This window comes from Traorella sp. mt218 (assembly GCF_055420025.1).
Genome location: NZ_JBVAYM010000012.1, coordinates 22,142 through 37,672, shown reverse-complemented (window position 1 = coordinate 37,672; position 15,531 = coordinate 22,142). Strand labels below are relative to the sequence as shown.

General features: G+C 38.6%; 17 protein-coding genes and 1 other annotated feature. All 17 genes read right to left on the bottom strand.

Going from position 1 to position 15,531, the window contains the following annotated elements; genetic code table 11:
• Positions 1-2: 2 nt before the first annotated feature.
• Positions 3-164 carry a DUF1540 domain-containing protein gene (locus ACZYT3_RS07465; RefSeq protein WP_294561304.1) on the bottom strand — a complete coding sequence of 54 codons (162 nt, stop codon included), beginning with the start codon at positions 162-164 and terminating at the stop codon, positions 3-5.
• 42 nt (positions 165-206) lie between these two features.
• Positions 207-374, bottom strand: coding sequence for a sporulation protein Cse60 (locus ACZYT3_RS07460; RefSeq protein ID WP_294561305.1), 168 nt, complete (start codon positions 372-374; stop codon positions 207-209).
• A gap of 13 nt (positions 375-387) precedes the next feature.
• Positions 388-1,257: a 4-hydroxy-tetrahydrodipicolinate synthase gene (gene dapA, locus ACZYT3_RS07455; RefSeq protein ID WP_464088206.1), complete on the bottom strand. Its 870-nt coding sequence runs from the start codon at positions 1,255-1,257 to the stop codon at positions 388-390.
• Complete coding sequence (locus tag ACZYT3_RS07450) at positions 1,254-1,832, bottom strand: dipicolinate synthase subunit B (RefSeq protein WP_464088205.1); 579 nt, start codon at positions 1,830-1,832, stop codon at positions 1,254-1,256. The genes dapA and ACZYT3_RS07450 overlap by 4 nt, the downstream gene beginning before the upstream one ends.
• Entirely contained in the window at positions 1,822-2,589 is a 768-nt protein-coding gene (locus tag ACZYT3_RS07445; RefSeq protein ID WP_464088204.1) for a hypothetical protein, read from the bottom strand. The genes ACZYT3_RS07450 and ACZYT3_RS07445 overlap by 11 nt, the downstream gene beginning before the upstream one ends.
• A gap of 71 nt (positions 2,590-2,660) precedes the next feature.
• Positions 2,661-3,884, bottom strand: a complete 1,224-nt coding sequence (tyrS, locus tag ACZYT3_RS07440) for a tyrosine--tRNA ligase (protein ID WP_464088203.1) — start codon at positions 3,882-3,884, stop codon at positions 2,661-2,663.
• A gap of 30 nt (positions 3,885-3,914) precedes the next feature.
• Positions 3,915-4,101, bottom strand: a binding site (T-box leader).
• A complete protein-coding gene (locus ACZYT3_RS07435; RefSeq protein WP_294561932.1) occupies positions 4,095-5,087 on the bottom strand; it encodes a LacI family DNA-binding transcriptional regulator in 993 nt (330 codons plus the stop codon). It overlaps the preceding feature by 7 nt.
• Positions 5,088-5,103: 16 nt before the next feature.
• Complete coding sequence (locus ACZYT3_RS07430) at positions 5,104-5,649, bottom strand: hypothetical protein (protein ID WP_464088202.1); 546 nt, start codon at positions 5,647-5,649, stop codon at positions 5,104-5,106.
• 10 nt (positions 5,650-5,659) lie between these two features.
• Positions 5,660-6,073, bottom strand: coding sequence for a hypothetical protein (locus tag ACZYT3_RS07425; protein ID WP_294561930.1), 414 nt, complete (start codon positions 6,071-6,073; stop codon positions 5,660-5,662).
• Between the two features lie 45 nt (positions 6,074-6,118).
• Positions 6,119-7,426, bottom strand: a complete 1,308-nt coding sequence (murC, locus tag ACZYT3_RS07420) for a UDP-N-acetylmuramate--L-alanine ligase (protein WP_464088201.1) — start codon at positions 7,424-7,426, stop codon at positions 6,119-6,121.
• Between the two features lie 14 nt (positions 7,427-7,440).
• Complete coding sequence (locus ACZYT3_RS07415) at positions 7,441-8,094, bottom strand: hypothetical protein (protein ID WP_464088200.1); 654 nt, start codon at positions 8,092-8,094, stop codon at positions 7,441-7,443.
• Between the two features lie 30 nt (positions 8,095-8,124).
• Positions 8,125-8,460, bottom strand: coding sequence for a thioredoxin family protein (locus tag ACZYT3_RS07410; RefSeq protein WP_464088199.1), 336 nt, complete (start codon positions 8,458-8,460; stop codon positions 8,125-8,127).
• A 14-nt stretch (positions 8,461-8,474) separates the two neighbouring features.
• Positions 8,475-9,140, bottom strand: a complete 666-nt coding sequence (locus ACZYT3_RS07405) for a hypothetical protein (RefSeq protein ID WP_464088198.1) — start codon at positions 9,138-9,140, stop codon at positions 8,475-8,477.
• Positions 9,141-9,155: 15 nt separating this feature from the next.
• Entirely contained in the window at positions 9,156-9,785 is a 630-nt protein-coding gene (gene trmB / locus ACZYT3_RS07400) for a tRNA (guanosine(46)-N7)-methyltransferase TrmB (protein ID WP_294561925.1), read from the bottom strand.
• Position 9,786: 1 nt separating this feature from the next.
• Positions 9,787-11,166 (bottom strand): Sapep family Mn(2+)-dependent dipeptidase, encoded by a 1,380-nt coding sequence (locus tag ACZYT3_RS07395; protein ID WP_464088197.1) that lies wholly within the window; start codon positions 11,164-11,166, stop codon positions 9,787-9,789.
• 144 nt (positions 11,167-11,310) lie between these two features.
• Positions 11,311-14,592 carry a hypothetical protein gene (locus ACZYT3_RS07390; RefSeq protein WP_464088196.1) on the bottom strand — a complete coding sequence of 1,094 codons (3,282 nt, stop codon included), beginning with the start codon at positions 14,590-14,592 and terminating at the stop codon, positions 11,311-11,313.
• 320 nt (positions 14,593-14,912) lie between these two features.
• Positions 14,913-15,530 (bottom strand): flavodoxin family protein, encoded by a 618-nt coding sequence (locus tag ACZYT3_RS07385; protein ID WP_464088195.1) that lies wholly within the window; start codon positions 15,528-15,530, stop codon positions 14,913-14,915.
• Position 15,531 lies beyond the last annotated feature (1 nt).

The window sequence follows — 15,531 nt, the reverse complement described above, 5'->3', positions numbered from 1 at the left end:
AATTACTCTGTACGCATACGGAATGAAACACATTCAGTTTCATGGGTACAGTTAGGACTTGCACAGCGATCACATCCGACACTGATTTCATGAGCATCACAAATTTTCTGGTTATTAAAGATACATGACATGACCGAACAATTGATCTTAGTTTTATTTTCCATCTTTTTTTCCTCCATGACTTAGTATGCCAGATAAAAAGAGTTTTATTCCTCATAGAGGATCAATGCGCTGAAACAATAGATCTGTTCATCATTGTTTTTGAAACAGGCATTGGAAAACTTAATATCAATGACCTTCTTATCCTTGATAAATTCGTTGATGACCATCGTCAGATCATTCTCATGCTGTTCATCGATACATTTTACTTTCATAAAAGAATGATATCTAAGAATCCATAAATAATTTGTCGTAATTTTGATCAAGAACCACTCTGGCTTCATAACCGATCGCTGTCATTGGCAGACGTAATACATTCTCACATTCATTCTTTTGACTCAGCAAGTATTTGATCACGATCGGGTTAGATTCTAAAAAACATAGATGTGCAAGCTTCTTAAAAAAGATATCCAGCTCACTGACATCTCTTCCCTCTTCAAGACCTTCAAAGAAAGCGTGCATCTGTAAAGCCGCAAAATGAGCAATGACGCTGACGACTCCGCTCATTCCACTTGTGATTCCTTCTAAAAGATAATCATCATTGCCGCTGAGCACAATAAAATCTTGGGTGGCATTTAATATTTCCTTGACCATTTCCAGATCTCTTGAAGCCTGCTTCAACGCAACGATATTTTCAAAATCATTTGCCAGTTTGATAACAGTTGCCGCACTCAATGATACGCCACATCTTGCAGGCACATTATAAAGCATGATCTTCTTTTTAGTTTCAGTCGCAAGCGTTGAAAAGTGTTCATATAACCCAAACTCTGTAGGCTGATTGTAATAAGGGGTCACGACCAGATAGCCTTCAAAATCCAACGCTTCACTTAATTTCAACAGGCGCATGGAATCACAGGTATTGCTGCTGCCGATCCCAAAATAGATCTCGGCACGGTGATCACAAAGTTCAATCACATGTTCCAGCAAGGCAAGCTTTTCATTTTCACTGCATGTCGAGCTTTCACCCGTTGTCCCACATACCACAAATCCTTCTACCTTTTCATCTAAAAGACGTAAGATAATCTTATCAAGGGCCGGATAATCAATGTCGTTTGTAATCGTAAAGGGTGTAATAAGGGCCGTATATAATTTTTTCATTGTTTTTTCTCCATTAATATTGGCTGTATCTGCCTAGATTTATAAGCTAAATCCAAAGCAGCTTTCAGTTGTGTAAAATCACTTGTACAGCTATTCGGTTTCAGCTCACAAGCATCCTGATAAAACGGCAGGATGTAGAAATGCTTCATATTGATCACTTTCATGACATTCACACCACTAATGCCTAAGATATCATTGCTTGCGATCCCTATTAACACGTTTTTCTGATTACGTACCATTGCTTTTGCACATAATGCTACCGGACAATCATAAGCACCATGGACGATTCTGGAAAGCGTATTGGCACTGCATGGTACGATTGCCATCAGATCAAAATCATTGAGCGGTCCGATCTTTTCTGCTTCCACTATATTCGTAATGATCGGATATGTGGTCAATGCCTGACATTTTTTCATTAAATCAGCAGCACTGGAAAAACGTGTATCAAGCATCGCAACGTTTTTAGTAAAGACAAAGCTGAGCTCATATTCATCATAAAGCTTTTTTAGTTCGCATAGAACGCGTTCATGATTGCAGAAGGATCCGCTGATCCCAACCAACAGCTTATTTTTCATATAAGATATCCATAAGCGTTTCCTGCATGACATGGGCAGCACTTTGCGGTGAAAAAATAGCGGGAAGCGGTCCGGCATGAACGATTCTGCAATGTCGCTGGCGAAGCAGCGCTTCATTAAAGGAGGCACTTCTTACCAGATTGATGATCAGATTTTCATCCATCTTGCGTATCATCAGATCATCAATGATATTCGTAATCGAAGTATTGATGATGATCGAAGAAGGTTTGAGTCCGAGATACTCATCAACGCTTACAAAATCACTGCTTTCCTCCAATACGACTCGGCGAACCACCCGTATTTTTACGCCTATCCTTTTCAACAGCTCATAGATTGCCTTGCCGCTATGCCCATAGCCGATCAGATCCACATCAAGATCCAGAAGACCCTGATTTGTGTTATCTAAAAGCAGAAACAAAACACCTTCCGCAGTAAGTTTGGAATTGGCCTGAATAAAGGCCTCATAAGAATTTAAATCAATTTTTCTATAAGGTAATTCTTTGATCTTAGGCGTCATATTTCCACATATGATGACTCCATCTTCTTTGATCATATCAAAAAATTCTATTGGACATTTCATATCAATACCACGAACCACCATGGCTCCGTCATCCTTCCATCCGGACATCGGCAGTAGGATCGCATCAAACTTCATTTTTAAAACAGTAAAATCATCAAGCAGGATACACTCCATCTTATTTTTTAGATACTGATATACCATATTCATGCGTGTATCACTATTTAATATCGCAAGCATAGTCACACCCTTTCAATATAAAGTATGCCCAATGGCATATCTTGCGACAAAAAAAACGCACAGAGTGCGTTTTACTGGGCAATGACGTAATAATTTCTTTTGCCGCGCTTAATAACTGTCTTATTATCAAAAAGAGCGTTTTCTTTAGAAATGATCGCTTGAGGATCCTTGAACTTTTCTCCATTCACCTGAATCGAACCCTGTGAAATCCATTCTCTTGCCTCTCTTTTGCTGCTGGCGATATGAGCTTCCACTAAAACATCACACAAGGTCTGAGCGTCGGTTACATCAGAAGATTCAAAAGTAGAAAGGGCATCCTTGATCTCATCCTCTTTCAGTTCCGTGATATTTCCTCTGAACAATACTTCGGTGATACGCAACGCTTTCTGCAGCTCCTCTTCACCATGAAGGTCACGGACAACTTCCGCTGCAAGAGCCTTCTGGGCTTCACGCTTGTGAGGTTCAGTCTTCATCTTTTCTTCCAAAGCTTCAATTTCTTCTTTAGATAGGAAGGTCAGAGTTTTCAGATAATCGATGACCTTGCTGTCTTCACTATTCACCAAAAACTGATACATTTCATAAGGAGATGTCTTTTCACGATCCAGCCAGATCGCCTTTCCCTCGCTTTTTCCAAATTTAGTACCGTCAGCTTTAGTAACCAGCGGCATCGTAAAGGCATAAGCTTCTTTACCAAGCTTCTTGCGAATCAATTCGATACCGGCTGTCATATTGCCCCACTGATCTTGTCCGGCCACCTGCATGATACAGTTTCTGCTTTCATAAAGGTGCAAAAAGTCAAGAGCCTGAATGATCATATAAGAAAATTCAGTATAAGTGATTCCCTCATCCAATCTTCTTGAAACGATATCTTTATTCAACATATAGTTGATATTAAAATGCTTCCCATAATCTCTTAAAAAATCAATGAAGTTGATATCCTTGCACCAATCAAAATTATTAACGACCTCAAATCCAAAAACCTCAGATGCCTGCTTGGTCAATTTTTCGATATTGTGTGCAACCTCTTCCTTAGATATCATGGCCCTTTCTGCAGTAGGCTTCGGATCTCCGATCAGCCCGGTAGCCCCTCCTACCAAAAGAATCGGATTATGTCCTGCTTTCTTCAATCTTTTCGAAATCAAAAAAGATGAATAATGACCGATATGCAAACTGTCACCGGTAGGATCGGTTCCGATATAAAAAGTAATTTTTTCATTGTTTAAAAGATCTCTGATCTTAGGCGAGCTGCAGTCCTTGATAAGTCCTCGCCATTCTAACTCTTCATACAAATTCATAATTTCCTCCCTAAAAATAAAAAAGCGTCATCCAAGGACGCTTTACGTGGTACCACCTTAGTTCACATCAAATGTGCACTCATATCGTTAACGCCGATATACGTCTTATTCTCATAAGCAGCTCCAAGGTGTATTTCTATAGTCACATTATGATTTTCACCAGCCATCATATCTCTGAAAAGTGATCCTATAGCTCTTTTCTCTTCAACGCTATTTTGTTGTTTTACGAGCAGTATAAATATAACTTAATTCGATTTCTTTGTCAATAACTTCATTTTCATCATGCAGCATCTTTGTCATGACACGCATCGCTACGGCACCCAGATCATAGTCAGGGATCTTGTAGGATGAAATCTGAGGACGTGCCATTGAGTTATACTTACTGTCATAAACACATATAATTTCCATATCATCCGGGACTGAAATACCATTTTCATTGGCTGTATTCAGCACGGCCATAGCCTGTGAATCACGATATGCCAGTACCATCTGATGAGTATGCGTCTTAAAATATTCCTTTAAATACAAATAAGAGGAACGATATTCCTTAGGAATCTCCACATACTGATCAAAAACAAGTCCTCTTTCTTCAAATGCCTTCTTGACACCGCGTAAAAGCTGACGAATATAAGAAGGATTTTTGCGGTCTTCTATGAGCGCAATATTTTCAATCCCCTTATCCAAATACTTCACTGTCGTTTCATAAGCCAAGTTCTCATAATCGATAAAGACAGATCCTATCATTTCATCCGAGATCCTGTTTCCGATCACGACGATAGGGATCTGATAGCTGTTAAGTGTTGCCAGCTCATTCCGATTCAGCTTGTCATTGAAGATGATGACACCATCTGCCCTTGACTTAATAATGTTATCGATCACATCCTCCATCTGTGTGATACCTTCGCTCACCGAATGCAATACGATATTATATTTATAGATCTTAGCTACATCCAAAAGTCCGTTGATCACTTGTCCCGTCATAAAGATGCTTGTTCCCGGAACGACCAGTGCGATGGTCGTTGTCTTCGATAACGCCAGGCCCTGTGCAATCGCATTTGGCTTATATCCAAGCTTATTGATCGCTTCTTCAACCTTAAGACGTGTATCTTCACGCACGACATCACTGCCATTGATCACGCGCGAAACAGTGGCCAAGGAAACATTCGCTTCTTTCGCAACATCATAAATTGTAATTCTCTTCATCTTCATCACCTGCCCATCATTGTTCTTCTTTGTCATCCAAAATATTCTTCAGTCCTTCATAAGCGCTTGTCGCAACATTTAAGATACCCTTTTTCGTTGCTTTGATGCCCTTTTGCACCTTATCATCATGAATTACTTCAACTACTTTATCGCTCACTGTATCGATCGTCTTAGCGACCTTCTCATTTTCCAGAATATTGCCAACGCCGCTTTCTACACCGGCATAGATCTTTTTTGAAAGCTCTACGACCGTTTCTTTACCGCTTGCCAGCTTTTCCTGCAATTGAGGATTGTTTTTGATATCATGGACGACCTGAGAAGTCTTATTTACCAGCTGATTCATTTCATTAATAAACGTATCTTTCATTTCCTGTGCTTTTTCAGAATTTTTATTTTCCGCATACCATGCCTTAAACTTTTCAAAAGCCTTGTTCATTTCTTCAATCACATTTTCGATTAATTTTTTGATCTTAGAATCGTCATCGTCATCATCCAGTGTGATGATCTTATATTTCAGTTCTTCCTGAATTTTTTCAATATCCTTATTGTTATTATTTTCCATGTTTTCTCCTTTATTCATCCTGTATAGGGACATTTGTTTTCGATGAAGCATCTGCTTCATCAGCACTCATATCAACATCACTTTCAAATTCCTTATTCTTTCCGTCCTTATGAATAAGATTCATCAGCCATTCCTTTAAAGCACTTATCGTTTGAAACAAGCTCAAGGAAATACTTTTCAAAGACTCCTTTGTCAATTCATGCACCTGATCGATACTTTTTGATATTTCACCCACTGTATGAAGCGGTACATCCAGCTTCCTTAGCTGCATATTTGCCTCATCAAGCGTTTTAGCGGCACTCTTTAAACAAATGATAAGATTCCTTACCATGATGATCAGATAGATCAGCAAAACAACTCCTAACATTGGCAAGATCTTTAAACAGATGTAGCTCAATGATTCAAAAAACTGTTCCAGTTGCATATGTTCACCTCATTATTATAAATATACCTTATTCTGTAAGCAATTTCAAGAGCAATGAAAACTTTTTACAAGATCTTTCCACTTATAAATATCTTTTGAACTCATAAATAAATAAACGACATTCTCTTCTCTGCTTAAGATACGGGCATTTTCTTCTGTTTCATCCATGACCCTGCAGTTTGGAATCAGCTTCGCCAAATCATAAATATCAATATCGATGCCCTCTTCTTTTTTAGCGTTTTCCGGGAAAGGACAAAGGATGACCTCATCTGCCTTCTGCAAGCTCTCTGCGAAATCATTCATAAAAGCATAGATGCGTGAATAACGATCCGGCTTAAACACAGCAACAAGCTTTTTGTCAGGAAACTTAATACGAGCCGCTTCAATCGTCAAGGCAATAGCAGTCGGATGATGAGCATAATCATCAATATAGATCTGAGTACCCTTGCTTTCGATCGCAAAGCGTCTTTTCGCACCTTTAAATGTTGACATTTGTCTTTGCACCACGTCTGCCGGAATGTTCTCGCAATATGCAAGTGCAATCACGGCCAGCGTATTCCAGCACAGATGAATACCTACATAAGGTAAATCAAAATGGCCATAAAGCTTACCATGGATCATGACATCAAATGTCATGCCGTTTTCATCCTCCTTGAAATCAACGGCCTTGACATCACACTTCTCATGCAATCCATAAGTAAGTACAGGACGCTGAAAATCCATGCTTTGAATATTTTGATCATCTCCAAATACGATCAATTGTTTTTTTACCTGTTTTCCGAAATCGATAAAGGCACTTTTATAGTCATCCAGATCACGATAATAATCGATATGATCCAGATCAACGCTGGTAATGATGGCATAATCAGGATGATACGCCATAAAATGACGCTGATACTCACAAGATTCAAGTACAAAATAATGAGCATCCTTTTCCATATCACCTCTGCCGTCACCAATAAGAAAGCCGGTAGGCTTAACTGCCGACAGCAAATGAGCCAGCATGCTTGTCGTCGTTGTCTTGCCATGCGTGCCCGCAACAGAAATCGAAGTATATCGATCCACCAATTTTCCCAAATATTCATGATAATAATATACTTCGGCATTCTTTAATGATTTTGCCTTCTTTACTTCGACATTCGATTCATCAAAAGCATTGCCGATGATGATCGTTTCACCTTCATTGATATTTCCTTCATCAAATGATGTAATTTTTATATTTCTTTCCTCCAAAGGCTTTTGCGTAAAAATATATTTATCAATATCGCTTCCCTTGACCTCTTCTCCCATATCATTCAGAATGCATGCCAGTGAAGCCATACCGCTTCCTTTGATTCCTATAAAATGTACCACATTGCTCCTTCTTTCTACTCATTGATCGACTTATTATCACCAAACAGTGAAAACTGTACGCAATCATCGCTCTCTTCTTCACCACTGATCAGCTCTTCCAAAGGAATATCATCCTTCCAGTCATCTTCCTCGATGACCGGCATATCCGCCTGCTCATTTTCCTTGATTTTTGCAATTGCTTCCTGTTCATGAACATTCAGCTCAGCCTGTCCGTAAATAGGTGAGATCACAGTTCCCAGACCGTCTTTTTTCTTTGTAACAGGGGAAGACGGTGCCAAGGCCTCGACCTTTTTTCCTTCACCCTCACCAAACATCGGAGAAATCACTGAATTGATCTCAATGTCACGCTCTTTCTTCTCGCTGACAGCTCTTTCAGGACGCTTTGTTTTTATTTCAGCTGCCTTTTCTTTTTTCGGCTCATCCTTAAGCTGTATATTAAATTCTGTTCGCAGCAAGACCTCATCATGATCCTCTTTCTCTTTTACAGCCGGAGTTTCACTCTTTTCAGGACTTCGCTGAACATTGCTTTGGACCATCGGCTTATTTGGAGCTTCAGAGAGAATATCTTCAAAATCATCCACTTTTGTGAAATCGATCTGTTCAAGCTTATCTTCTTCTACGACAACATCTTCTTCATCAAACAATAAATTTTTCAGCCACTCAAACATCCTTTAACCTCCTTAAGTCATCCATGATCCCTATTTTTCAAGCATCGAGCTTAAGAAATCATCGATTTGTTCTTTTGTCTTTCTCAATTTGCTGACAAATCGTCCAATTTCCTTTCCCTGTCTGTAAACGACAAAAGAAGGAATTCCCATGATCTCATGATCGATACAAAGATCGATATAGGCATCTCTGTCAACATATACAAATACATACTGGGAATATTTTTTTATCAATTCAGGAAGAAAAGGCTTGATATATACACAGTCCGGACACCAGTCGGCACTGAATACAAAAACATGGGTCTTATCTTCCTGGATCAATTCATAAAACTGTTCTTCACTTTCTAAAACATCCATCAATTCTTTCATAATGACTCCTTTACTTATTCACTTTGCCCTTCGATCAATTCTGAAAGAGAGCCGCTATCCGGAAGCTCCTTATTAAATTCATCCAGATCGCTCATGACAGAATCTGAAGAGCTTCGCAGAGAATACTGCGCAATCACCTCATCAGAATCATACTGCAGGGATTTCGCAATAATAAACATTGAATGCACCAGTGGCTGGATCTGTACTGCTCTTAAGACAGCTGTAAAATTTACATATTCCATATCTAAAAGCAATAGATAGCTTCCATCCTCAAGCTCTGTGATCTGACACTCATATTTATGGTAACGATGATCGCTGCCTTTAAAGGTACCGGTAACATCATAAAATAAATCTGATATTTCATTTTCCACCGGCTCTTCCAATTCATAAGTGGTTGATGCCTGATAGTAATCATGGATCACTACTTCATTTGGATTAAAATTCATGATGAATCTTACGCCATCTTTCATGAAAAGTGAGCTTAAAGGGTTCGACTGCAAACGTCCGACATCTTTAGGAAGATAATATGAATAAAGAGGCTTATTCATTGTGGTATAAGATATTGGAGCCTGATCAGAAAGCTCATGAAATTCATTTGTAAGCTCGCTTTTTAAATCAGCTTCATTTACCTGACAACCGCATAGCAGCAGCGCCAGCCATAGACATGCCACTTTTTTCATATGTCACATCCTTTCTTATTTACGCCAGATTCCCCGATATATCGGATGATCCTGTTTCATAAATTTCAATTCATATTCGCTGATGGCATCTTCAGGATGATCTTCCTTACGAAAATCTAAATAAACTTCCTCTAAATGAAAACGACATTCCTGAAATTCAAGCAGCGAAAATTCAAAAAGCTGTGTATTATCTGTTTTCATGATCACTTTTCCATGATCACTAAGCAGATTGCGATATACTTCTAAAAAGGTACGATAAGTAAGTCTGCGCTTCGTATTTCTTTTTTTCGGCCACGGATCAGAAAAATTCAAATGAATGACATCCAGTTCTCCCTTTTCAAACCACTCATTTAAATCCTTGGCATCCTGACAGATAAATAAACGGTTTTTCTGAAAACTGCCCTCTGCTTTTTTTAACGCTAAAGCAGCAATGCTGGTATTTCTTTCAAGACCGATCCATCCTTCATTCGGATACTGTTCGCTCATCGCCAGCCAGTAATCCCCCTTCCCGGAACCAATCTCAAGATGCAATGTATCAACCTGAAGAATTTCTTTCCATCTGCCTTTATATTCATTCGGCTTTGCCACATAAGATGGCTGTGTAGGCAAATAATCCTTTGCCCATGGAAGATTTCTGACGCGCATATTATTTACCCAAAGTTTCTAATGCAGCAGCATAGATAGCAATGCTCGTCAGCATCTCTTCGATATTGATCGCTTCATCGGCCTGATGCGGACCGCCAATAGTCAATGTTGTTTCTAGAGGACGTGGAAATTCCGGACCGAAAGCAACACAATTCGGTAATTTACGTGCATAAGTTCCGCCGCCCATTGTCATAGCAGGCGTAAAATCATCCTGTGAATACTCTCTGTAAACCTGCATCAGCTTTTGAATAAAATCGCCGTCAGGATTCAAAAACAAAGGCTTGCTGTCAGACAGACACTCTACGCTTCCATCAAGGCCCGCCTCTTTCAAAGCCTTTCTCATGCCTGAAGTCACTGTTTCACAGGTAGTATCATTTGGATAGCGTATATCTAAGATCATCGAAATTTCATCATCATCGATACGGATGATTCCCGTATTACAGCTTAAAGGTCCCATATAAGCACCCTCAATACCTATTTGTGTCTTATATCCGCGAACATCCATTAACATCTGTGCCAAACGCGTCAGCTGATCATCCTGATACACGCAGCCTACAAAATTTAATAAATGCAAGCCCGCATTGACACCCATCCAAGGAGTAGAAGCATGCGCAGAAACACCATCAAGATGGATCTTCGTCATACCCTTTTCTTCTGAAAGAGAACCGCTTAGACCATTTGCTTTCAAATAAAAATCAAATTCCTTCCCATAATCGAAATCATTTACATAAGCATCCGCTTTTCCGATAACGACATTCATGCGTTCACCTGCTTGCATCGATTTAATAGGAGTATCATTTTTAAATTTTAATTCAAGGCTCATGATTCCCTTTTCACCGTAGATCACAGGAAAAGAAGCATCCGGAGTAAAGGAAAAAGAAGGCAGCTTTTCATGCTTGCAGTAATACTCCATACACTGCATGCCACTTTCTTCATCACAACCGCAGATCAGCTGGATTTTCTTATTTAATTTTATTCCATTATCTTTTAAGATCCTCATTGCTGTCAATCCGGCAATCAACGGTCCTTTATCATCCAATACCCCTCTGCCGAACATAAAGCCTGCTTCCTCTTCACAGCCCAGCGGATCGCGTGTCCATCCATCACCGATCGGAACGATATCCAAATGAGCAAGTATGCCAATCGAATCCTCTTGATCTCCATATTCGATCACACAGGCATATCCATCGATATCTCTTACATTGAAACCAGCTTTTTGACCGATTTCCATCATTTTATCTAAAGCAGCCCTGCAAGCCTTGCCAAAAGGTGCATTTGCTGATTTTGTAGAATCGTCACGCAAAGAAGGAATGCTGACGATCTGTTTTAAATCATCTTTAAACTGCTTTTCATATTTTTTTGCTTCTGATTTAAAATCCATATTAACACCTCGCTATTATTCTATCACATTTTCATTTATTTTCATAACTTTTTCAGCTTTCAATTTTGTTATTTTATGTGTTTTTTAAATAAAAAAGAAGCATTGATTTCAACACTTAGCTTTACCAATGCTTCTTTTAAACATTTATCCTTTATTTAAAGAATTTTTCTTCATCAAGACGACAAGGATCATGGCACTTAAAATCATCATCAAACCATAACATGCAATCAAGCTCATATCACCCGTACTTGGTGTTTCTGAAGGCTTTTCTTCTTCTGGATCTTCCTTCGAAGGTTCGCTTGGTGTCTGTGGATCACTCGGTTTTTCAGATCCCCCAGGGGTAGAAGGTTCTTGCGGAACATCAGGATCTTCTGCACTAGAAACCATATATTCTACTTCGATGCTACCTTCATAATTTCCAATACCACTGACAGTCAATGTATAAGTTCCTGCTTCTGTAGCTTTATTTCCACTTACTGTATAATCAATTCCTTCAACTAGGACAACATCATTCACTACGACCTTAATTTCCTGTACTTGTTCTTCACCATTAGCGACAAGCTCATTTAATAAGGTAACCTGTGTAGTTTCTGTGGAAATCACACCTTTACCAGCACTAAGGATCAATTCAAGCTCAGTCCTGTTTTCAACCTCATCTTCGGCTACGATTGTATATTTACCTTCTCCACGAATAGTATAAACACCGTTTTCTGAAGATATTTCTTGTCCATTTACTTCTACAGATTTTAATCTATCGTCAGTAACTGTGAATTTTAATTCACCGCCATAATATGTACCGCTGACAAGTTCAGCATCTGTTTGAACATTTTTCAATAGAGGGGCCTGTGTATCTTTTACGACTGTATAAGTTCCTGTTTCTGGATCCAATTCTGTTGGCGCAAACTTATCAGCACATAACTCTGCCGGCACCTTTGATGAAAAATTACCACCAGAAATGCCAATCACATTTCCAGCTTCGTCCCACTGTTCTTCCGTTTTATTTTCATTACTGAAGGAATATGCTTTTATAGCTTTTGAATCAGAATTTGCGATAAATGTACCATCCTCAATGATAACACTTCCTAAATCTTGATATCCTTCACGCTTAACAACTGATATAGCTGCACCATCGGCAATTACACCATCACCTTCAGCTTTAGGCTGTGCTGATTCAGTTGCACGAATCAATGTTTTTTCTCCGCTTACATATAAACTTCCGGCACAAAGCTGAATACCTACATATTTTGCTTTGATAACAGAATTTTCGATAGTTACTGATCCGCTGCTTGGAAAATAAATTCCATAGCCTTCTTCTACATTTAAAACAGAATCAGTCATTTTAATAGCATTATTTGATTCCATTCCATTTGTAACGATACCATAAACTTCTCCTAAAACAGTCATCTCGACATTTTCAAGTACAAGTGTAGTATTGCTGCAAAGCATTAAAACACCGGCATCGCTCAGATTCTGGACAGTCTTCACTGTACCATTCTTAATTGTAAGGCCTGCTCCATCATAATTGACATCCGCAATTTTTTGAGTACCTGTATATGTATAGGTATGACCACTTAAATCAAGGGTACCGCTTTGATTTCCTGAAACAATAGACTCATTACCAGTATAATCATGCAGCATTGTTACTACACCGTCAGCAGCATACTGAATTGCCGAAGAATATTTTCCATAAATGTATTGAACACCATCTTCAGCAGTCACTAGATATCCACCATTTTTGATGAATTCAGCACTCATTTCATTATAAACAAGTACCGCAGATGTTCCTAATTTTACAGCATCACTGCCTCCTTCGAGGACTTCTAATGTGACACCTTCACCTATTTCAGCCGGTAACTGAATCATACTATTACCACTGTTTACCTCAATAGGGATCACACCTGAAATTTTTCCACCGCAATCATTTACAGAATTGATGACTCTCATGGTAGAATCAATTCCCTCTACCGGTTTGCTGCTATATAACGTTCTCAAATAAACAACACGTCCGCCATTCTTAGTAATCGCAGATCCGTCAATGTTATAGCCATTCAAATCAAGAGTAACACCATAATTTTTCGTTTCTACACCACTGGTTAGAACAAGATCTTTCTGCAATTGAACAACACTGCCTGCAGGCGCATTGCTAAGAGCCAAGCTTAATGTCAGATAATTTGTTGTATTACCATTGACATTTCTGACTACTGCTTCAGCAGCTTCGTTTGTAACGCCGACAATAATATTACCTTCATTGTCTGTCCGTGCACCATAACCATCCTTAAAAAATTTCTTATTATTGATAATATTTTCAATATCAGCACCATGATATGAACCGCCACTAACCTGTGCAGTTGCTCCTTCATCAACACTTATAATATAAGCTGATGTGCTTGTGGTCGTATAAGAACCACCAGTAACCGTTAAATCAGCACCACTACCTGCCATAATTACAGTATTGCTCGAAGTAAATGCACCACCGGAAATCGTTAAATCACCACTATTCGCTCCACCATCATAATGTAAGCTTCCGACTGCTACGCATCCTGTACCAGTAGCATTGATCGTTCCTCCGGATATCGTTGCAGTGTTGTTGTTTAAAACTGCATAACGATCATTATTTGGCTGATTAATAGTACCATCCTTAATTGTGAGAACACCAAAATCATCATTTTTTATAGTGATCGTTCCTCCAGTAAAAGTGCCTCCATTGATCGTTAATTTTGCTGAATTACCACCTTCACTTGGCTTAGGTTCACCATTCGTTCCTGCTTCAGCGGCTGATTTATCAAACCATCCGTTTCCGATCAAACTTGAATATAATCCAGTGTTGCTTGCAAAAAATTTAACATTTACGTCATCTTCAATAGTCATCGTACCGAAATTTTTAATCACATACCATGAATTATTTCCACCATCGCTTGAACTAACACTTTGTTCCATGGAACGCGTAAAAGTGCCTCCTCTTAATACAATCGAAGCATTGATATCATTATAAAGTGCGCCCTTTCCATTGGTGATATTATCAACAACACCGGTTTTATATTCCGAAGTATCTTTTATAATTGTTCTTATGCTTTGATTTAAAATCGTATGACTGTTCACATTTGTAAGCGTATGTCCTGCAAGATCAATCGTAATATTTTTATTTACAGGAATTACCACATCCTCTTGTACATCTTTTAAAAGAGTTATAGTATAAATACCTCTGTTATTATCATAATTATAATCACCTATATTCGCAATAGCTTCTTGAATAGAGAGATACTCATCATGAATTTCCTCATCCTTAGAGTTAGTAACTACAACTGCGTTGTCTGCTTGACCGTCATTTGCCTCTACTTTTTTCACGATCGAGAAACACATTGATAACGCCATTGTAAAAGACAACATCCACATTAAAGATTTTTTAATTAATTTACATTTTTGCATAACCGTTTCTCCTCAAAATTTTCTCATTCATACCAAACTGATTGAATAATCATTTCCTATTATTTTCCATATCAGCCTCCTTTAAAAGAGTGTGGCCTTTGAAGTAGTTATATTTTTTACCCTTTTCCTATCCCACATTCTGCGACATATAATGTAGACAATTTCTTTCAAAGGGATTATAATAAAAAAGGATCAATAAAGCAGATAATTCGTATTTTTGAAGTTTTTTCAAATTATCTCACAATGTCTACATTTTACTGTAAATATAAAGAAAAAGATTCCTGGAATGGAACCTTGATGATCATATAAATATGAATATTTTATCGTATAAAATTTGTCGATTGCTGGGCTTCTTTTTCAGGTAAACCGTACTTTTCTTTTCCTAAAGCAATGCTCTTCATTAAAAAAGACATATTTCTGGCAAGGGTGCGCATCGTCTGTAAACCTTCCGGATCTTCATTTGCTTCGCCTCTTTTGGCACCATGCACGCTGTTCCAATATTGACTGGATGCAATCGGCATACCACAAATCGTAAAGTACTTGTTCAATTCATCAAAGGTAGCAGAACAGCCGCCACGTCTTGCAACCGTTACACTCGCTCCTACTTTCATACGTTTATCAAAATGAGTGCTATAAAATAAACGATCCAAGAAGGAAATCAAAGTACCATTCGCACTGGCATAATAAACAGGACTGGCGATGACCAAACCATCACATTCTTCAAATTTTGCGGCACACTCATTTACTACATCATCAAAAACACATTTACCCGTTTTATAACAGCTGCCGCAGGCAATACATCCGCGAACATCCTTTTGACCAATTTGTACAACTTCGCTTTCAATGCCTTCTTCTTTAAAAATCTTTACCATTTCATCCAAAGCAATGGCCGTATTACCATTTGCCCGAGGACTTCCATTGATCAATAATACTTTCATC